Here is a 20,209-nt window from a genome sequence, read left to right as displayed (position 1 = left end):
GAATCTGCTGTTTTAATGCATCATTTGATGTTCGAGCGGAAACCAGCGAATCACGCAGCGCCTTGCCAGCGGCATTTAGCTCATCCGCGCCAAAATCCCTGATCGTGCTGTCGCGGCTTAGATGCAATATAGGCCTCAAGTCCATGTCGCCAAGAGGCGGTTCGAGCCTGAGCCACTCACGCGCAAACTCTTTGTCGCCAAAGAGCGTGGGAAGCTTTTGATCCTCCTCTTTCGCAACTTCCTCTGCCTCGCGAAGAATTTCAACTTTGCCTTCGTTCTCAGCAGAAACCCTTTCTGCAAGCGCATTCGCGATTGATTCATCGCACCGCTCAAGAAGGTGCCACTTCGCTAAAACCTGGACATCCACGTCGATATTTTGAGGTTTAGCCAGGGTCTTGCGCAGGAATACAGTGTTGAGAAAACGTTTGACCAACCTCGGATTAGCTTGAACCGTACTTGCACTGAATAGCAGCGGAGCCAACCGCTCAGCCAACCCCATCAAACCCAGAAGCTCAGAACTCCCTTGCGGGGCGAGACTTTCCAAAAACGTCAGATCTACGGACTTCCCGGTCCATGTTTCTCTCAATCGCGTCTCGACACTGGATTTCGCAGAATCAAAGTTTTCAGCGTCAAGCTGACCATTGCGATGAGCGCGCTCCAAGAACAATAATGCGGTATAGGCTTTGGTCTCATTGGGACCAAGTCTTGGTACACGCAGTGGCACTTGAATAAGCTTATCGAAGTAATTAGTTGCGATATCGTCATCCAGGCCAGTACCCGCAAAATGCACCCGTACAGCACCGCGGATGAAGACATCATCAGCTGCGATGACAAAAGCACTTCGTCGCAAAAACAGCAGTAAACGAATTGCCTCCAGCGTGGAAATTGCAGTTTTCGGCAAACACCTATCGAGATCGTCGACAAAGACGACCAGCGTGATCCCTAGCTCTTCGAGAAGATTTTCCAGCGCATCACGAAATGACTGGATTTCTTTGGGGAGAGAAATGGGCTGGGCTTCATTCAACAGGCCTTTTGTAGCAGTTTGTGCTTCCTGTACTGCAGCATGCCCTTCCTGAACAGACTTATTCCTAAACGCCTCTGTGCCAGACTCCACCACCTTCCCAATGAGACCGACAGGCACTCCGGTGATGATAGTCGCAGCCGTCTCTCCTCCGAGCTGAGCCAGGCGCAGGAGATTAATTCGCTTAACAAGCGACTTGGCCTTCTCAAACAGACCAGCATCCTTCTCGGCTTCCTTGAGAACCGCGTCCCCTACGGTTTGCAGCAGTGCCGTTCGGGCGTCTTCAAAACCTTGATAGAGCCACGGGTTGAAGGTAACAACGATATACCTTGTACCACCCTGTCCATCGGCTTTCTTGCTGGAATCCTGGTCAAGCGATAATTCCGACGCGACCATTCGAACGAGGGAGGATTTACCCATGCCCCAACCACCAGATATTCCGATGGATATTGGCTCGCCTCCTGCGTCCCGAACGAGCTCAGCACAAGCCTTGGCTACCAGCCGGAAGTTGACATAGTCAACCGTAGTCTCATTGTCATGCCACATGTCAGAATCCTTCAGTCCGGCTCGTATGATTTACCCACCACCGCACCAACAACCCCGCCAACGACCACAGCCGCCAACCGCAAGTGCGGCGGCACCAGCAGGAAGGCAAGCGCCCCCACAACTCCACCCGCTACCGTATTTTCACCCCGCTTGACCTTGGAAAGCGGCGCACACCTGTAGCCGTTTACAGATCGAGCGGATGTGTTCGAGGAGTTGCCCTTTTTCCGATTGCATGGAATGCAGGCTGCATAGAGGTTATTCATATGATCAGTGCCGCCTTTTGACTTCGGCTTGGAGTGCTCAACCTCCCAGGCCCCTCGCTTCCCGAGCGTTCCATAATTGAGTAAGCTCAACTGGTTTCGGCAAATATGGCAGCGCCCTTCTGTCCTTTGGTAAATGCGGTCAAGTTTGACTTCGGTGAAACCCATATTCTCATTCTCAAGTCAGTAACATGGCATTTAGCGCCCTGCTAAACACCACTCCCAATGCCCAGAATTAAATCATGATCATTTTGATGATGTCAACAAATCATATTGACATTATTTTCATATCTTTAATATTATAGGAGCCTTCTCGATCCGACCCGAGCCACACTGGACAAACACATGCCCAACCCCATCCCAAAGGATATCAACCAGGCACAGCGAGAGCGGCTGTCGCACATTGATTTCAAAGCCTGTTTCTTGGGAGCTATCGGGCGCAGCGATCTGGTGGCCCGCTTTGGCATAAAGGAGGCCGCTGCCACCAGGGACATTACGCTATACAAGGATCTGGCCCCGGAGAACCTGGAATACGACACCAAAGCCAAGATCTACATCCGGGCACCCTCCTTTGAACCCCTGTTCGATTACTCCCCCAGCCAGGCCTTGGCGGCTCTGGCCCACGGATTTGGGGATGACTTTGTCGGGAAGCATAAGGCACTGATTGCCTGCGAGACCCCGGCACAGCTCAATAACCCAGATTTGGAGACCCTGTCCGTACTGACCAGAGCCATCCATCAGCAGAAAGTGGTCAGCCTGGTGTATCGCTCCCTCAGCAGCGGCCGCAGCACGCGCGAGGTCGTGCCATTTGTGTTGGTTGATAACGGTCTGCGTTGGCACATCCGTGGCTACGACAGGAAACGCTCAAGATTCTCCGACTTTGTTATTACCCGTATCTCCGACCCTGAAATCCTTGGCGGGCCTATTAAGGAGCACGAAAACCGGGAACACGACATCCAGTGGAATCGCATCGTGGAGCTGGAAATCGTCCCTCACCCCAAACTAAAGCACCCCAAGACCATCGAAACGGATTACGCGATGGAGAATGGGGTATTGAAGGTCAATGTTCGGGCTGCCGTGGCCGGTTACGTCCTCCGGCGCTGGAACGTCGACTGCTCAGAAAAACACAGCATGGATGGCCCTGAATACCACCTCTGGCTAAAAAACAGGCAGGCGCTGTATGGCGTTGACAACCTCGTTATCGCGCCCGGTTACAGCCAGAGCGACCAGATCACCAAGGAAGGCGCATGATTAAGCTCGAAGACATCAAAAAAGACGCTCAAGTTCGAGGCATACAGGGCGAAGAGGTTGTGCGCATCGTCCAGGTAGAACCTGTAGGCGATAGCGCCATTACCGTCTACTACAAAGACAGCCAGGGCCGCCTGGCCGAGCAGATGCTGTTCCGCTCCGATGAGGCCCGCCTTGAACTGGCTCAGTCCGGTCGCCCCTGGGCCTTCGACGCCCCCGGTGCCGAGTTCAAGCTCGGACTCGAAGCCTTCCGCATATCCCAAGCGGCATTGTTTGACCCGATGATGGCTGTCCACACCTCCAATGTGGAGCCGCTGCCACACCAGATATCCGCCGTCTACGAATCCATGCTCCCTCGCCAGCCATTGCGTTACGTGCTGGCCGATGATCCCGGTGCCGGCAAAACCATTATGGCCGGCCTGCTGATTCGCGAACTGCTGATGCGGGCGGACGCCAAACGCATCCTGATCGTTTCGCCCGGCGGCCTCACCGAGCAGTGGCAGGATGAATTGCTGGAAAAATTCGGCGTTGTGTTTGAGATCTTTAGCCGTGAAAAGCAGGAGCAATGCGCCTCGGGCAACTACTTCGACGAGCAGGACCAATTGATCTGCCGCCTCGATCAGCTGTCACGCAACGAGGAGTATCAGGAAAAGCTCAAGAACACCGAGTGGGACCTGATTATCGTCGACGAAGCCCACAAGCTTTCCGCCAATTACTTTGGCAACAAGGTCAATAAAACCAAACGCTTTCTGCTGGGTGAATTGCTCGGCTCCATCACCCGCCACTTCTTGTTGATGACAGCTACCCCCCACAACGGCAAGGAAGAAGATTTCCAGATCTGGCTCTCCCTGCTGGACGGTGACCGCTTCTACGGCAAATTCCGAGAAGGCGCTCACAAGGTGGATGTCTCCGACATGATGCGCCGTATGGTCAAGGAGGAGCTGCTCAAGTTCGATGGTACCCCACTGTTTCCGGAACGTTGCGCTTACAGCGCCAACTATGAGCTGTCGGATGCCGAAGCCGCGCTCTACGCTGCCGTAACCGATTACGTTCGTAACGAAATGAATCGGGCCGACAATCTGGATGGTAAAAGGAAGGGAAATGTTGGATTTGCATTAACCATGCTCCAGCGCCGCCTTGCTTCCAGCCCCGAGGCTATTTATCAGTCCCTCCAGCGCCGCCGCAAGCGCCTCGAATCCCGCCTGGAAGAGATGAAACTGGTTGTGCGCGGCCACAGTGTTCAGAATGGTGTGGCCGCAACGCTCGGCGAGTATACCGTCAATCGCCAATTCGATCTGCCGGACAATTTCGATGAGCTGGATGAAGAACTGAGCGCCGAAGAGTACGAACTCTATGCCGACCAGGTGGTCGACCAGGCAACCGCAGCCGAGACCATTCCCGAACTGGAGGCGGAAATCCTGATCCTCAAGGATCTGGAATACCAGGCGCTGGGCGTTGTGCAATCCGGTAACGACAAAAAATGGGAAGAACTCTCCCACCTGCTTCAGGATCGGCCTGAGATGTACAATGAGTCGGGCAGCCGCCGCAAGCTGATCATCTTCACCGAGCACAAGGATACCCTGAATTATCTGGTGGGCCGCATCGGTGGCATGCTAGGCAGGCCGGAGGCAGTCATTACTATCCACGGCGGCACCAACCGTGACGATCGGCGCAAAGCGCAGGAAGAATTCCGCAACAATCGCGATGTGCAGGTGTTGGTGGCCACCGACGCCGCCGGCGAAGGTGTGAACCTGCAAAACGCCAATCTGATGGTCAATTACGACCTGCCGTGGAATCCCAATCGACTCGAACAGCGCTTTGGCCGCATTCACCGGATCGGCCAGACCGAGGTCTGCCACCTGTGGAACCTGATTGCCAAGGAGACCCGTGAAGGCGAAGTCTTTCAGAGGCTGTTCGAGAAACTCGAAGTGGAGAAGCAGGCACTCGGCGGCAAGGTATTCGACATCCTCGGCGAAGCCTTCGAAAATCGCTCATTAAAAGAGCTGTTGGTCGAAGCCATTCGCTACGGGGAGTCACCAGAGGTCAAGGCCAAACTGCACCAGGTGATCGATGGTGCGCTGGATACCGAACACCTGAAAGAGATCTTGCGCCGCAACGCCCTGGTTGAGCAACACATGAGTCTGGAAGACCTGTATGCCGTGAAGGAGGAGATGGAAAAGGCCGAGGCACGCAAGCTGCAGCCCTATTTCATCCGCGCTTTCTTTACGGAAGCTTTCCAGAACCTCACCGGCGAAATGCGCCCCCGCGAAGCCGGGCGCTACGAGGTGCGCCATGTGCCAGCAGCCATTCGTGAACGCGACCGTGTCATAGGAGAAAGTCGCACACCCGTACTGAAGAAGTACGAACGCATCTGCTTCGAGAAGGATTTAGTACGAGTCCATGGTAAGCCCATGGCCGACCTCGTACACCCCGGCCACCCACTGATGCATGCCACCACAGACCTGATCCTCTCAGCCCACCGCAGCAAACTGAAGCAAGGCGCGGTACTGGTGGACCCCAACAATGACGGCGTAGAACCGCGCATCCTCTTTATGGTGGATCACAGCGTTCGCGAACCCCAGTCGGAAAAGCATGGCGACCAATCCAACATAGCCTCTCGTCGCCTGCAGTTCGTCGAAATCGACCAACAGGGTAAGGCTTACCACGCCGGCTGGGCGCCCCACCTCGACCTGCAACCCATCGATGACTACGACCTGAAACTGGTGCAGGACATCCTCAATGCCCCCTGGATCAGCACCGACCTGGAAGGCCTGGCCCTCAACCACGCCTCGCAACACCTGGTGCCAGAGCACTACCAGGAGGTCAAAACCCGGCGCGAACGGCAGGCCGACAAAGTGCTGGCTGCAGTCAACGAGCGCCTGGTTAAAGAGATCAACTACTGGTCTGACCGCTACATCAAACTCAGTGACGATGTCTCTGCCGGTAAGCAACCGCGCATGCAGCCAGAGATGGCGCGCCGCCGCGTGGATGAACTGACTGAACGCCTCAACCAACGCAAACGCGAACTGGAATCCCTGAAGGCCGTAGTGTCCAGCACCCCAGTGGTAATTGGTGGTGCGCTGGTGATTCCGCAGGGTTTACTTGCCCAACGTAAAGGCGAGACCACCTTCTGTGCCGATGCCGCTGCCCGCTCCCGCATCGAGAGAGTCGCCATGGAGGCGGTTATAACCGTGGAGCAAGGGTTTGGTCACGAGATAAAAGATGTCTCAGCCGAAAAATGCGGCTGGGACGTCACCGCGCGTCCACCGGCCAATCCGAATGGCTCGCTCAAGCAGGATCGCCACATTGAAGTCAAGGGCCGTGCCAAGGGCCAGAGCACCATCACGGTCAGCCGCAACGAAATCATCTATGCGCTGAACCAGGCGGATAAGTTCCTGCTGGCCATCGTGATTGTCGACGGCGACAACTTTGAGGGCCCGCACTATGTCCGCAACCCGTTTAATTCTGAGCCCGACTTTGGCGTGGCCAGTATTAATTACGATTTGGGTGATTTGCTGTCCAAGGCAGCCTCACCAGAGAAGACAATTTAAGGTTTAACGATGACCACAATAAAAACACCCAAAAAGCTGATTGAGGTTGCACTGCCTCTGGATGACATCAATGTTGCCGCGGCGCGGGAAAAATCTATTCGTCACGGCCACCCCAGCACCCTGCACTTGTGGTGGGCACGTCGTCCGTTAGCGGCGGCCCGTGCAGTTTTATTTTCTCAGATGGTAAACGACCCCGGTTACCAGCGGGAAATCGGTTACGGCGTCAACAAGAAAGAAGCGGAGATCAAGCGCGAAAAGCTGTTCCAGATCATTCGTGATTTGGTGAAGTGGGAAAACACCAATAACGAAGAGGTGCTAAACCGGGCTCGCGCAGCGATCTGGGAGAGCTGGCGCGAGACTTGTCATTTGAACCGCAACCATCCGCGGGCGGCTGAGCTGTTTGACCCAGACAGACTACCTGCATTCCATGATCCCTTTGCCGGCGGTGGTGCCATTCCCTTAGAAGCACAGCGCCTGGGCTTAGAAAGTTACGCAAGCGACCTGAATCCCGTTGCGGTCATGATCAACAAGGCGATGATCGAGATTCCACCCAAATTTGCCGGACAGAAACCCGTCGGCCCACTGCCCGAAGGTGAGAAATACACAAACAGTTATGCGGATGACTGGTCTGGTGCCCGAGGCTTGGCTGAAGACGTGCGTCGCTACGGCCACTGGATGCGCGAGGAGGCCTTTAAGCGCATTGGCCACCTGTACCCAAAGACCAAGATCACTTCTAAGATGGTCGCCGAACGCCCCGACCTGAAAGCCTATGAAGGTGAGGAGTTGACCGTAATCGCCTGGCTTTGGGCCAGAACGGTTAAGAGTCCCAATCCGGCTTTTAATCATGTGGATGTGCCTCTCGCATCAAGTTTTATACTTTCAAGCAAAAAGGGAAAGGAAGCTTATGTAGAACCAGTGATAGAGGGAGATCAGTATCGCTTCTGCGTACATTTAGGTGAATACCCTACGGATACCAAGAATGGCACCAAGTCCGGAGACAGAGGAGCCGATTTCAGATGCCTTGTGTCTGGCTCGCCAATATCGGCCAAACATATTAAATATGAAGCCCAAAATGGTCGAATGGGCCAGAAGCTTATGGCGATTGTCGTAGAAGGACAGAAAGGTCGGGTTTATCTTTCACCGCTAACAGATCAGTCCGAAGCAGCAATTGTCGAACCCAAATGGAAGCCCGATGTTGAATTTTTCGAAAAGGCCTTAGGTTTTCGCGTTGGCAACTATGGGATGAAAAAATGGAGTGACTTGTTTACGCCACGGCAACTAACTGCATTAAGTGCTTTTTCCGAGTTAGTGGGAGAAGCCCGTAGCAAAGCTATTCGAGATTCAATCAAATCAGGTATGGACGACAATCATCTTGGCCTTGATCAAGGTGGATCAGGAGCAACGGCTTATGGCGAAGCGATTAGTGTTTATCTTGCATTTTTAATTGAGCAAGTTGCTAATCATGGCGCCACAATTTGCGGGTGGAATTCAGCTAACACCCAAATGAGAAGCGTATTTTCTAGGCAAGCAATCTCTATGACGTGGGATTTTGCAGAGAGCAATATTTTTTGCCAATCTTCTGGTAGTTTTCATAATTTGTTTGAGCGAATGATTAAGGGATTTGAGGCTTTGGGTTCAGGAACACCAGGGATAGCAAAGCAATCAGATGCTGCTCAACAGGATTTAAGTAGTGATAAAATTATCTCTACAGATCCTCCTTATTACGACAATATTGGTTACGCCGACCTGTCTGATTTCTTTTATGTCTGGATGCGGCGTTCTTTGAGGGAAATTTATCCCGCATTATTTGGTTCAATCGCGGTACCAAAAGCTGAAGAGTTAGTGGCAACACCAGCTCGGCATGGTGGAAGGGTAAAAGCTGAAAATTTCTTTATGGAAGGTATGACGCGAGCTATCCATAATCTTTCGGAGAAAGCCCACCCAGCTTTTCCGGTATCTATTTACTACGCTTTCAAACAATCCGACACAAAAGAAAACGACACGTTAAGCACTGGATGGGTAACTTTTCTGGAAGCGGTGATCCAGGCAGGTTTCTCTATCGATGGAACTTGGCCTGTTAGAACAGAAAAGCCAGGTCGAGCTCGGGACAATAGTTCTAACGCTTTGGCGTCATCTATCGTTTTGGTCTGTCGCAAACGCGAAACCAACGCCGAATCCATCTCTCGTCGCGACTTCCAGCGGCAACTACGGGAAGAGATGCCCGAGGCACTGGAAACCATGATCGGCGGCGAGAGTGGCCAAACACCTATCGCACCAGTAGATTTGGCCCAGTCTGCCATTGGCCCCGGTATGGCCATCTACTCCAAATACGAAGCCGTGCTCAACCAGGACGGCTCCCGCATGAGTGTTCACGACGCCCTGGTGCTGATTAACCGCGCCATTACCGAGTACCTGAGCCCGGATTCCGGTAGCTTCGATGCCGACACCCAGTTCTGCTCCAGTTGGTTTGAACAATACGGCTGGGGAAACGGCCCCTTCGGCGAGGCCGACACACTCTCACGCGCCAAGGGCACCAGTGTGGAAGGTGTGCGCGAAGCCGGCGTACTGGAATCCGGTGGCGGTAAAGTGCGCCTGCTTAAATGGGCCAATTACAAGGCAGATTGGGACCCAACCACCGACAGCCGCACGCCCATCTGGGAAGCCTGCCACCAGATGATTCGCAGCCTGAACAATCAGGGGGAGTCCTCTGCCGGTGAGCTGCTGGCCAAAATGCCAGAAAAAGGCGAATCCATTCGTCAGCTTTCCTACCACCTCTACACACTGTGCGAACGCAAAAAGTGGGCAGAAGAGGCTCGCGCCTATAACGAATTAATCGGTTCCTGGCACGCCATTGTCACCGCCTCTCACGAGGTAGGCCACAGTGGATCGCAAACCGAACTCGGACTGGATTTGTAAGGAGTAACCATGAGCTTGAAACCTTGGCGAGAGATTGCCCGCCCCCATAAGGACGTACTGGAAGGCACCTTTAAGCAGTCGGAGTTTGCTGCCGACATCACTCAAGTAGCCAATGGTACGGCAACGGATGAGTATCAGGATGCGGAGAAGTTTTTCTCCCGCACATTCATTACCGAGGGCATGCGCCTGCTGCTGATCTCTGTCGCACAGCGTCTGGCCGGCCACGGTGGCGATCCGGTTATTCAACTGCAAACCGCCTTTGGTGGCGGTAAAACCCATACCCTTCTGGCTGTGTACCACTTGGCATCCCGTAAGGTCGGCACGGAAAAGCTCCACGGCATTCCGCCGGTGTTGGATGAAGCAGGCATTCAAAGCCTCCCCCACGCCAAGGTTGCTGTCATTGACGGCATCAAGCTATCCCCCAGCCAGCCACGCAATTACAGCGGTATTGCGGTTAACACTCTCTGGGGTGAGCTCGCCTTTCAGCTGCTCGGTGAAGAAGGCTTTCGGATGGTTGCCGACAGCGACGCCGATGGCACATCCCCTGGCAAAGAGGTGCTGACCGACTTGATCCGCAAGGCTGCCCCCTGCGTGATTCTGATTGACGAGCTGGTCGCCTTTATCCGCCAACTGGAGTTGGGCAAACAATACAAGGCTGGAACCTTCGACAGTAACATCAGCTTTGTTCAGGCGCTCACCGAAGCGCTGAAGGCGGTACCCAATGCCATTCTATTAGCCTCACTGCCTGAATCGGAATTGGAAGTGGGTGGCACCATGGGCCAGCGGGCGCTTAACTCCCTGGAGAAATACTTTGCACGGGTGGAGTCGGTCTGGAAGCCGGTGGGTACCGAGGAAGCTTTCGAGATTGTGCGACGCCGCCTATTTGAGACTCCCGGCGAACGCGCCGAGGTGGAAGGTATCAGCCGTCAGTTCTCCGACTTCTATCGCAACAATGCCGAGAAATTTCCGGTCGAAACTCAGTCCAACGAATACTTCGAGCGTCTGTGCCGTTCGTATCCGATCCACCCGGAGATTTTTGACCGTCTCTACGAGGACTGGTCCACGCTGGAGAAATTCCAGCGCACTCGGGGTGTGTTGCAGTACATGGCGATCGTCATTCATCGCCTGTGGAACTCGGACAACAAAGATGCGCTGATCATGCCCGGCTCGCTGCCGCTGGAAGACAGCAATGTGCGCAACAAGAGCATCCACTACCTGCCGCAAGGCTGGGAACCGGTCATTGAGCGCGAGGTGGATGGTACCCGTTCTGCCCCCCACGATATCGATGGCCACCACACGCTGTTTGGTGGTGTCCAGGCGGCCCGTCGGACTGCGCGAACTATTTTCCTTGGCAGTGCACCATCCACTACGGATCAGATGATTCGTGGCGTTCAGGTCGAACGTATCTTGCTGGGTACCGTGCAACCCGGACAAACCATTGGTGTATTCGAGGACGTGCTTAAACGCTTGCGGGATCGCCTGCATTACCTCTATTCCGACAAGGACCGGTACTGGCTGGATACCAAACCCAACCTGCGCCGAGAGATGGAAAGCCGCAAACAGAACATCAGCGAGCGCGATGAGTTGCTGCCCATGCTGAAAACCCGCGTTACCCAGGTGTTTGGGCGCAATCACCAGTTTGGTGGCGTGCATGTCTTCACGCCGTCTGTCGATGTGCCGGATGACTATGGCACGGGCCCTCGCCTGGTGGTGCTGCCGACCAATGCCGCCTATAGTCGCAGTGAGACCAATCAGGCATTTACGGCCGCGGAAGAGATTCTGCGCAACCGTGGCGACCAGCCCCGGCAAAAACAGAACCGTTTGATCTTCCTGGCGCCGGATTACGATGTGGTCAGCCGGCTCAAGGAACAGGCACGTATCTTCCTGGCGTGGAAATCCATTGTCACCGACATTGAAAATGGCAATTTGAATCAGGATCTCTCCCACCTGAATCAGGCCAAACGCAATCGCGATGGCGCTGAACAATCCCTGTCGCAACTGGTGCGGGAAACCTACAAGTGGTTGATTGCCCCCGTTGAGGAGTTTGTAAAAGGTAAGCCGACGCTGAACTGGGAAGTGGTTTCGGTATCCCCCACAGCACCCAGTCTGATTCAGGCTATCGAAGAGAGACTGCGTGAAGAGGAATGGATGATCTACGAGTGGTCGCCTATCCATCTCCGCAATATACTGAACCAGTGGTATCTGAAGGGCGATGCGAAAGATGTTGGCGCGCTAAAGGTCTGGCAGGACTGCTGCCACTATCTCTACCTGCCACGACTGGTCAATGACAGTGTATTCCGCAATGCCATCAACCAGGGCGTTGAGACAGATGACTTCTTCGCTTTTGCCTCGGGGAAGGAAGGTGACCGTTACCTGGGCTTTACCTTCGGACGCGGTTCGATCGCCACTCTGGATGAATCCTCGCTTCTCATCGATCGCGAAGCTGCGGTAGCCTACCGCGAGAGCACAGCTCAGCCGCCACAGCCCACGCCGGATCCTGGCGGTATGGGTGGTGAACCAGGAGGCTCGACAACATCCATTGGCGGAAGTGGCAGCACAGTAACACCGTCGCCAACGCCTGGTTCAACAGGCGGTACTGGTACACCTGCGCCAACCGCAACCAAAAAGCAGTTTTACGGAACCATCTCGCTTGATCCGGTCAAAGCCAAAATGGACTTTGCTACAATCATTGATGAAGTCGTACAGCAGTTCACCGCCAAACTTGGCGTAAATGTCAAAATATCTGTTGAGATTGAAGCGACCAGCCAGGACGGATTCGACGAATCCATGCAACGCACGGTCAAGGAAAATTGCAACGTCCTGCGCTTCAACTCAGCGGAATTTGAGGAGGAATCATGACCTCAACAGCCGAAAAATCCCGTCCTCGCAGAGTATTACTGGCCATGTTCGCGGTCGTAGCTACCATCGGCCATTTTCTGCGCGATGTTCTTGGGTTTTTCGCTGAAAGCGCCGAAACGGACTCTGAGAAAACAAGCTCAGACTCTGTTCGTGGAGGCGTACTGAATTACCGAACCGGCAAACTCGACGACGGCACTGATGCCGCTGGCTGGTACGAAAAGGACTAACGCTTCTTGCCCTTGGTTAGCGCCATTTTCCCGATACTTCCTCCCTGGTTTCCCGCGTCCTGCGCGGGAGCCTTAATCGGGCTCGTCGCAGCATCAATTGACCGCCCCACTTTCACCCCCGCCCACGCCATCATCCCACTCCACAGCAGCGGCAATCCCAGATAGAGACTGGTTGTGATCATATTCAACAGCATACGCTTGGCATCGTGTTCGCCGGGGTTGGCAAAGATCTGCAGGAACACATTGACGTCCGGGTACATGGACAGAATCAGGTTCTGATCCACCCACATGGCCAGGTACCAGAGCACTGTCCAGAACTTGATGGTGAAGATGGCCATGCCGCCCACCACCATCATGGTAATCGAGTAGCGGGACATAACCACCACCAGCGGTAACAGGGCATAGATGCCCAGCAGCATAATGGCCTGCACCATGGGCAATGATTGCAGCACGGCGGTCATGGTGACGGAAAACAGGGCCGATGCGGTGACCACACCACCGGTCGCCAGGCCGCCTTTGACAATATTTCCTGCCGTATTGAACAAACCCGAGCCGGAGGCATTATTGGCGATCAGTTCGTTGCTCGACCAGGAGGGCGGCGCATTGGTGAGTACGGTTTTGGCGACGGCGTCATTTTGTTGTTCGCTGGCCAGTGCCGGCGCGATAGCGACCACCAGTCCGGAAAAACCGGCAGAGGTGGCTTCCGCCTCGTTGATCAGCTTTTCACGTAAGCCGATGGCCCCATCCTCCCACCACTGTTTGCAGTAAGGTTTGCCCCAGGCTGGCGGAGTCGCCGGATCGTATTCCGTATCCCTGGCCGCGCTGTAAGCCCAGCCGGTAATTTGGTTGGCCGGGCGCAGTGTGTCGTAATAGCCTGCAGTTTCCCGGTAGACGTGTGCGCCCATCCAGTCGGGATCATCGGCACCGTAGGTGGTGAGAATGCCATTAATGGCCGCCGTGTTTGGTCGTTCAGCCTGGTATTTGGAGCGGGCCGGGATATAGCACTGGCTGAAGAAATCGCTCACCTCCTGCCGGAGTCGCGGATCGGCAATGGTGGCCAGGTGTGCTTGTTGCTCGAATGTGCGCATATCCGCCACGGTTGGGAGGCCTTGGACAATCGCGTGATTCAGGCCGGAGCTGAGGGCGATCACGCCGTACCACCAGACGGGAACATTGACTGTTGCGGCAGAACCCGTGAACCCGGTCGTGCCATAGGTGCTCTGTGGGGCCGCTACGGTCGCGGTTGTTGGCGTTGGATTCAGCAAGGTCGGCGGCGGCGAGTAGGACAAGGTACCGGCATTGAGTGGTGTGAGGGTAGCGGGTTGCCCGGCCAGCACGACTACCAACAGCGCAATGAACAGCTCGATCTCCATGCGCCGCAGTGAGAGGCCACTGGCATGGCCCACCTCACCGCCCTGCGCCGGTTCGCGCCAGTTGTCGATCAGGATGCCCAGAAACGGGAGATAGACGATGCCGGTACTGACCAGCACATCCCACAGAATGCCGTAGAAGGTCCAGCCGAAGAGGGAAGTAAAGAGCTCCAGATAGCTATCGACACTCATTGCCCTGCTCCAATGATCAAGCTCTAACCATCAAGCCAATGGCATTGACCAACGCACCTTGCCCTAACACCAATTCGAGCAAAACCAGCCAAGTGACGGCGCGCCAGCGTAAGCCTGTTAGTCGGGTTGTTTTGGCCTGGCTCAGGATCTCCGTATCAGTCAGCCACACAACCAGATGATTCCAGCCAATAGCGACGACAGCGATCACTGTCCAGCGCAGGGCTGTCAGTATCGTCCGCCAGGCATCGATGCTCTGTTGAACGGATTGCACGGAATCCGTTTGTAATCGGTGCATCAGGAAATACCCCACCAGCGCTGTCAGCAACACGGCCATGGTGGTGAATAGCAGAAAGTTTTTTCGCCTTGACCGGAAGTTATTGAACACGGCCACCTCGCAACGGATTGGGATCCAGGGTGGGGACTTCCGGTACGGTAAGTGAACTCTGCCGTTTGGCAGCTGCTCGCTCCAGTAATGTGGCAACGGTGTCGGACACCACTTCCTTGCGCACACGGGTTTCAAACAGCAGGTTTTCGATTTCTTTATCGAGCTCGGCGATGGAGTTGTCGGCATGCTCGCGGGCCACTTCGGTGGCGTAGACCTCAGGGACCTGCCGCCCCGACAGCAGCAGACGTCGGGCGTACAGTGCCTTCTCGACCGTGCGCGCGGTGCTGATCTCGGATACCAGGCGGCCCATGATCAGGCTCTGCTCTGAGGCCGGCATCTCGCGGATCGCTTCGATCACCTGGCGGGTAATGGCAACGCCGGGTGCGGTGATCTGCTCCAGGTTAGTCAGAGTGAGTGGTGTCGCGCCACTGACCAGGTTCTGGATCTCGGTGGTGACGGTGGCGGATTCCTGATAGAGCTTCGGCAGCAGGCCCGTACCGGGAATGCTGTCCTTGCGGCAGGTATCGCAAGTAGTAACGATATTCTCGCCCACCACATCCACGGTCCAGTCCCGGGCTTCGGCCGGCGACCCCCAGATTTCCGACAGACGGGTGGCCGATGCGGCCGGTACCGGGCTGGTGTCAGTCACGGCGCGATTCATATTGATGTTGTAACCAGCCTCGACGATATCACCGGTGAACTCCAGCACTGGCTGGCCGGTTCCTCCGGCCTGCCCGCCGATCCAGGGCACACCGTTATCGCCGTTAGAGGATTCCACCGTATCTTTGGCGGTGACGGCATCATTGCCGCCTATACCCATTTGCACCTTCCAGTCGTTGCCTTTGGATAGAGTGATCAGATCGGCGTAGGGGTTCTTGCCTTGGGCAATCTCGGCCTCCATCTGCTCGCAGGATTTGGTGGCCAGCTGCATGGTTTCTTCGGCCTTGATCAGGGCATTCTGGAAGAGATCGTACAGGCCGGGGTTGGCTCGCTGCAGAATGAGTGCAGGTAACGACGCTATGGCGCTGGTGGCCGCTGCCGTCATGGCGTTCATCATGTTGTCGACGCCGGAGCCGATGTCGTTCAGGGTATTGGTGACCGCCACCACCGGATCGAACTTGCCGCAGCTGTAGCCGAGTCCCAGTTGGGCAGAGCCTCCCAACGTCGTGGAGACCACGGCGGGGTTCGCCGGTACCGAGACCGGTTCAGCGCCACCGATCTCGTAATACCACAGCCCATCTTCTGTGGGCGCCTGAGCGGCATAGCTGTCGGGGACAATAGCGACGGCCAAAGCGATCAGCAGACAGTGAATAGGGTTGTGTTTGATCATGGCGGGTAATCGATCCAGTTGATGTCGAACAGAAAAAACTGACCTTCTTTTTCACAGCACTGATAAGGCCTCCACAGGTTCCAGGCGTAATCACCCTCCTCGTCCACACGGCCACCACCCCAACCATTGGCGCTGGCGAGATCGTTGGTGCCAAAAACAGCGCAGCTTGATTCTGCTTTGGGGAGCAACATCTGCCACTCACCGGTGGCAGGATCGTCTTCAACCAATGGACCCGGCGACCAAATCCGCTGGTCGGAGCTGGAAGACGGTTCGATCTGATCGTAAATGTGCGGCTGACCGTTCCGGGTCACGATATCCCCGGCTCGCTGCGCATTGATTGCCGCGGCCTTGGGCTCCTCTGCCTGTGTGGTCCAGCCTGTTCTGGGGTAGACACCACCCCAGGTCTGCAGAGGCCAGGTGCCGATTTCCCGCATGCCGGGTATCAGACTCGCTGGATAGAACATCTCCGGGACTTCCATACGCCAGGAGAGCGCATCCAGACTCGACATGAAATAGGGATAAAAGGAGGTGGTTTCCGATTCACACAAATAGCCGGTACCCGCCAGGACACCCGACAGCGAACCTAAAGGATGGCCGATGACATCGGTCTCCCGAAAGATCAGATTGCGGTGATCCTTGTTGCCCTGCCCACCTTCCGTTCGATTCCCAGCGCTCTCGATGGGCACGGCCAGCAAACTGCCGAGCAGTCCTGTCGCGGCGGAACTTTGGGCGGCTCCAAGAATGTTGCGGATCTCCGTCCAGGGATTGCTACCGAGTTCGTTGTAACTGCTCACCACCGCATCCGGCTGGTAATGGCCAACTTTGATTGAGGTCTCGACATCGCATTCGTAAATGGAACAGCGCAGCCAAAAGCACATCCCCACCGGCATCCAGCGCATACAGCTGAGCGCGGCACTCGTGGTCTGGGAAACGATTTCCGTGGTGGAGATGGTTCCAGCATTGCTAATAAGGGGCATCCACATCAGCAGGACGAATCCACTACGGCGGATAGCGCGCATCATGGTCGAGCCTCCCCGGCCTGCCACTGCCGATACCGTTGTGTTGCCGCTCGAATGTCAGTGATGCCGTAAACCACCGCATTGCCATCGAAGACAATGGCCGGATAGCGATCAATGCCATACTGCACCGCCTGCACCAGGCCGTTAGCAGCGTTTTCCAATTCATGGCTGAGTTTATTGTCCATACGCTGAAAGCGACGAAGGGCTGTCTGTTTTGCGGCTTCGGGATTCACTGGCAGATCTTTGGAGAGTTCTTGCTGAAGTCGATCAATACGGTCTATGTAGTACACCGTTATACCGTCCGCATTATTCGCAACAGGGTTCATTGAATCGGTAAACACCTCGATCGAACTTGATGCTGCGTCAGCCAAAACCGGCTCACAGAGCATCCCTGTTAGAACGATCGAAAGAATGAGATGAGCTCTTGCAATATTCACTGGCGGCCATCCAGATCCACATATCTTTGACAGAGCATTCATGCTGAAGGATTGACGATGTTGGATAAACCGATAATTCAGACACGGAGCGTCGATGTTTCTGACAAGCACTAATTCTGTTAACGAGACTGCTCAATGCGCCGGGCAATTTCGTAAACCGCCTCCAGCTCCGAGCAGTTCTTCTCACGCATAATCGCTGCACGTTCAGCCTTCTCATGCTTTTCGGTCATGGCCAGGGCGAGCGACAAGGCTGGCGGTACATTGCGGAACAGCGCTTCGACCTTGTCGGCCAGAACGACTCCCTCCACGTATTTTCCCGGCTCTTTGCGGGCAGACAGCAGCAGGTTGCGCTGTTCGTCATTGAGATCCTTGAAGCGGGCGATCTGCTCCACCTCCTCTTTCGGCATGACCAGGCACAGCCACCACTCCATCATGTTGAGCATCTTGCGGCTGGCGTCCGGAAAGTCTTCCAGATTCTGGGTGGCGATCCAGAACCAGGCACCGAGCTTGCGCCACATTTTGGTGATCTTGACCACATAGCGCGCCAGCAAGGGATTGGTGGTAATGATATGGCCTTCGTCGGTGACCACCAGCGTGGGTCGATCGTCGTGTTGATGGCGTTCCACCAGGTCGTTGATATGGCTCATCATGGACAGGTAGGCAACGGTGAGCTGATCCTCGTAGCCCTCTCTGGCCAACATGCCCATTTCGAGGATGGTGACATCAGCCTCCGGCCAGGACTGTCCCGGCCGATTGAAGAAGTGGCCCGCCAGACCCGAACAGAACAGCGCCATACCGTCCCCCATTTCCAGGGCTCGATTACGCCGGTGTTCGGGCAATTCCTGGTTGGTGGCGATGGTCTGGAAGGCATTGACCACATCCTGGGTAATCACCTGGGTACGACTGGTCTCTTTAACGGTTTTTGCAGCAAGGAAGATGGCATTGCGGATCAGCAGTCGGTCAGCCCGGGTCAATCGCGCGTCTTCGCGTTCATCGCCACCGGTGATCATGATGCGTGCAGCAATCTCCATTTCGCCGAGAATATCGCGCCCGCCCCCTTCCTCCTCGATCTCATCATCTTCGTCTAAGGTCTCCTCCATTGTGGATTCATCGACACTAAGCGGATTAAACGCATGGCGCCGATCCAGCAGTCGAAGCGCATCGGCAAAGGGCGGCAGGCTGACATCGACATTGGGGTTCAGGGTGATCTGGTTCACTGACAGACCGTGGTGCGCAAAATGTTGCCCCAGCAACGAAAACGAAGCCCCTGCCTCGATGATAAAAATCCGTGGTCGGTGTCGTGCCATCATCTGCTGCAACAGATACACCAGCAGTGCTGACTTACCCGCCCCCGTCGGCCCCAGGATCAGCATGTGGGCGTTCTTCTTGCGGTCATCCCGGTGCAGCGGATCGAAGACCAGCGGTTCGGCACCCCGGTTGTAGAACACCAGGCCGGGATGACCGGTGCCACGGGAACGACCGTAGAACGGTACCAAATTGGCAATATGCCGGGAGAAGATCAGGCGCGAGCGTCGGCGGGATTTGTCCAGGTCGGCGTCGTGGGCCATGGGCAGGTTACGGATGTAACTGTCGAGCGACAGCAGGTCAGCTTCCTGGGCAATGGGCTGCAGACCATTGGGCAAAAGCAGCGCGTGGAGACGATTCAAATTGTTCCGTAGCGCCTTTTGATTATCTCCGCGCACATAGAAGGCCATGCTCACGGGATACAGCTTGTTCCCCTGCGCCATTTCCCGCTCCACGTGTTCCGCATCTTCCCGGGTGATCGACGCCTCAGCGGAATCGCCTACCGAAGCACGCTTGATCTGGGCAATGTGATTGCGGGTAGTGTCTTGCGGTTTGAGCGTGAGAGTTATCGCCATGATGGTGTGCTCGGGTAAACGATCGAACAGCGAATACACCTGATCCCCGGCCTGGCGTTCCGCCGTGAAGTGCCCTATATCTGGCGCCCGCCGCAGACTTTGAATGGTCACCACCGTATGAGGCAAGTTATCGAAGAGCCAAGTCGCTGTTGTCTCGTCGGAACGGGGCATCGACAGGGTCAGCTGTTCGGCAAAGTCATAGCCGAAGGGTAAATTGTCATCGCCCGGATAGGGTGCCAACTGCAGCATTGATTCTGGATTACCGTCTGCCAGCGGTGGATTGGGATTGAACCAGCTCAGCAACCAATGATAAAACGCCTGACCATTGACCCGTTGGGCGTTGATTCCGGCAGAGGTCAGTGAGGCGATCCATTTGGTGGCCACGTCATTGAGCGCCTCCTCCACTTCAACAGCGGGTGGCATTTTGCCGTTGCTTTTCAAACGGCGGTAGAGCACAACGCGGATCCGCCGTTGCTGCCCCTGCCAACGCGAACCGGTGACGGTGGTATCGTCAAACAACCCACCCGGTCGGGAAATCGCTTGCAGGTGCTTCGACATCACCGACTGGTAATGTTGAGAGTAATCCGAAGCACGAACCACCGGCGACGGATAACGGGCCAACGACTCATTGAATTGGGTTAGCCTGGGCTCGTCCTGGACATAGATCTGTAGTACCCAAGGTGCGTCGTCGCGCTCGGGAATGGCCTCGTTGATTGCCGTTTGAATGGCGTCACGCAGCTGCGTCATAAAGGCTGGCGTCCTTGCCTCACAACCGACCGGCTGCACCTCGAACAGCGCGCCGAGGCTGACCCCATCCTCTAACAGAAAAGCTTTACTCTCGGGAATGTATTCCATCCAGGGCAGCAAATCGGTAAACGACGGCGGGCGGGTATAGTGTTGTTTGACCGCGGCAGTGGTTAAGGGCGAACCCTCGGGAAGGTTAGGTTTATGTTTTGGCATCAAGCGTT

General features: G+C 55.5%; 13 protein-coding genes. 5 read left to right on the top strand and 8 right to left on the bottom strand.

From position 1 onward, the window contains the following. Both ACQY5R_RS16165 and ACQY5R_RS16160 read right to left on the bottom strand, forming a co-directional pair. A partial coding sequence (locus ACQY5R_RS16165) for a P-loop NTPase fold protein (protein WP_428610135.1) occupies positions 1 to 1,567 on the bottom strand: 1,567 nt, incomplete at its 3' end. A gap of 11 nt (positions 1,568 to 1,578) precedes the next feature. Continuing rightward, on the bottom strand, positions 1,579 to 1,995 hold the full coding sequence (locus ACQY5R_RS16160; protein ID WP_428610133.1) for an HNH endonuclease: 417 nt from the start codon (positions 1,993 to 1,995) through the stop codon (positions 1,579 to 1,581). Between the two features lie 177 nt (positions 1,996 to 2,172). Here ACQY5R_RS16160 and ACQY5R_RS16155 point away from each other — a divergent pair, with 177 nt between their 5' ends. From ACQY5R_RS16155 to ACQY5R_RS16135, 5 genes are read left to right on the top strand one after another with little or no spacing between them, the layout of a single operon-like run. Then, positions 2,173 to 3,078: a helix-turn-helix transcriptional regulator gene (locus ACQY5R_RS16155; protein WP_428610132.1), complete on the top strand. Its 906-nt coding sequence runs from the start codon at positions 2,173 to 2,175 to the stop codon at positions 3,076 to 3,078. Beyond that, positions 3,075 to 6,626 (top strand): helicase-related protein, encoded by a 3,552-nt coding sequence (locus tag ACQY5R_RS16150; protein WP_428610130.1) that lies wholly within the window; start codon positions 3,075 to 3,077, stop codon positions 6,624 to 6,626. Before ACQY5R_RS16155 ends, ACQY5R_RS16150 begins: the two co-directional genes overlap by 4 nt. Before the next feature lie 9 nt (positions 6,627 to 6,635). Then, a complete protein-coding gene (locus ACQY5R_RS16145) occupies positions 6,636 to 9,542 on the top strand; it encodes a DUF1156 domain-containing protein (RefSeq protein WP_428610128.1) in 2,907 nt (968 codons plus the stop codon). A 9-nt stretch (positions 9,543 to 9,551) separates the two neighbouring features. Beyond that, complete coding sequence (locus tag ACQY5R_RS16140) at positions 9,552 to 12,401, top strand: ATP-binding protein (protein WP_428610126.1); 2,850 nt, start codon at positions 9,552 to 9,554, stop codon at positions 12,399 to 12,401. Continuing rightward, positions 12,398 to 12,628: a hypothetical protein gene (locus ACQY5R_RS16135; RefSeq protein ID WP_428610124.1), complete on the top strand. Its 231-nt coding sequence runs from the start codon at positions 12,398 to 12,400 to the stop codon at positions 12,626 to 12,628. The genes ACQY5R_RS16140 and ACQY5R_RS16135 overlap by 4 nt, the downstream gene beginning before the upstream one ends. Here ACQY5R_RS16135 and ACQY5R_RS16130 read toward each other — a convergent pair. The 6 genes from ACQY5R_RS16130 to ACQY5R_RS16105 all read right to left on the bottom strand — a co-directional run bounded on the left by ACQY5R_RS16130 (position 12,625) and on the right by ACQY5R_RS16105 (position 20,201). Then, the gene (locus ACQY5R_RS16130; RefSeq protein WP_428610123.1) at positions 12,625 to 14,190 is read right to left on the bottom strand and encodes a conjugal transfer protein TraG N-terminal domain-containing protein; all 1,566 of its coding nucleotides are present in this window, start codon (positions 14,188 to 14,190) and stop codon (positions 12,625 to 12,627) included. The genes ACQY5R_RS16135 and ACQY5R_RS16130 overlap by 4 nt on opposite strands. Positions 14,191 to 14,206: 16 nt before the next feature. Further along, a complete protein-coding gene (locus ACQY5R_RS16125) occupies positions 14,207 to 14,575 on the bottom strand; it encodes a hypothetical protein (protein ID WP_428610122.1) in 369 nt (122 codons plus the stop codon). Beyond that, a complete protein-coding gene (locus ACQY5R_RS16120) occupies positions 14,565 to 15,905 on the bottom strand; it encodes an integrating conjugative element protein (protein WP_428610121.1) in 1,341 nt (446 codons plus the stop codon). Before ACQY5R_RS16120 ends, ACQY5R_RS16125 begins: the two co-directional genes overlap by 11 nt. Further along, positions 15,902 to 16,927, bottom strand: a complete 1,026-nt coding sequence (locus ACQY5R_RS16115; protein ID WP_428610120.1) for a TIGR03756 family integrating conjugative element protein — start codon at positions 16,925 to 16,927, stop codon at positions 15,902 to 15,904. Before ACQY5R_RS16115 ends, ACQY5R_RS16120 begins: the two co-directional genes overlap by 4 nt. Then, on the bottom strand, positions 16,924 to 17,361 hold the full coding sequence (locus tag ACQY5R_RS16110; RefSeq protein ID WP_428610119.1) for a TIGR03757 family integrating conjugative element protein: 438 nt from the start codon (positions 17,359 to 17,361) through the stop codon (positions 16,924 to 16,926). Before ACQY5R_RS16110 ends, ACQY5R_RS16115 begins: the two co-directional genes overlap by 4 nt. A 119-nt stretch (positions 17,362 to 17,480) precedes the next feature. Beyond that, positions 17,481 to 20,201 carry a conjugative transfer ATPase gene (locus tag ACQY5R_RS16105; protein WP_428610117.1) on the bottom strand — a complete coding sequence of 907 codons (2,721 nt, stop codon included), beginning with the start codon at positions 20,199 to 20,201 and terminating at the stop codon, positions 17,481 to 17,483. Between the last annotated feature and the right edge of the window lie 8 nt (positions 20,202 to 20,209).

It is taken from the genome of Sedimenticola sp. (genome assembly GCF_050289425.1).
Taxonomy (GTDB): domain Bacteria; phylum Pseudomonadota; class Gammaproteobacteria; order Chromatiales; family Chromatiaceae; genus Sedimenticola.
This window is presented reverse-complemented; position numbering and strand designations above follow the sequence as displayed.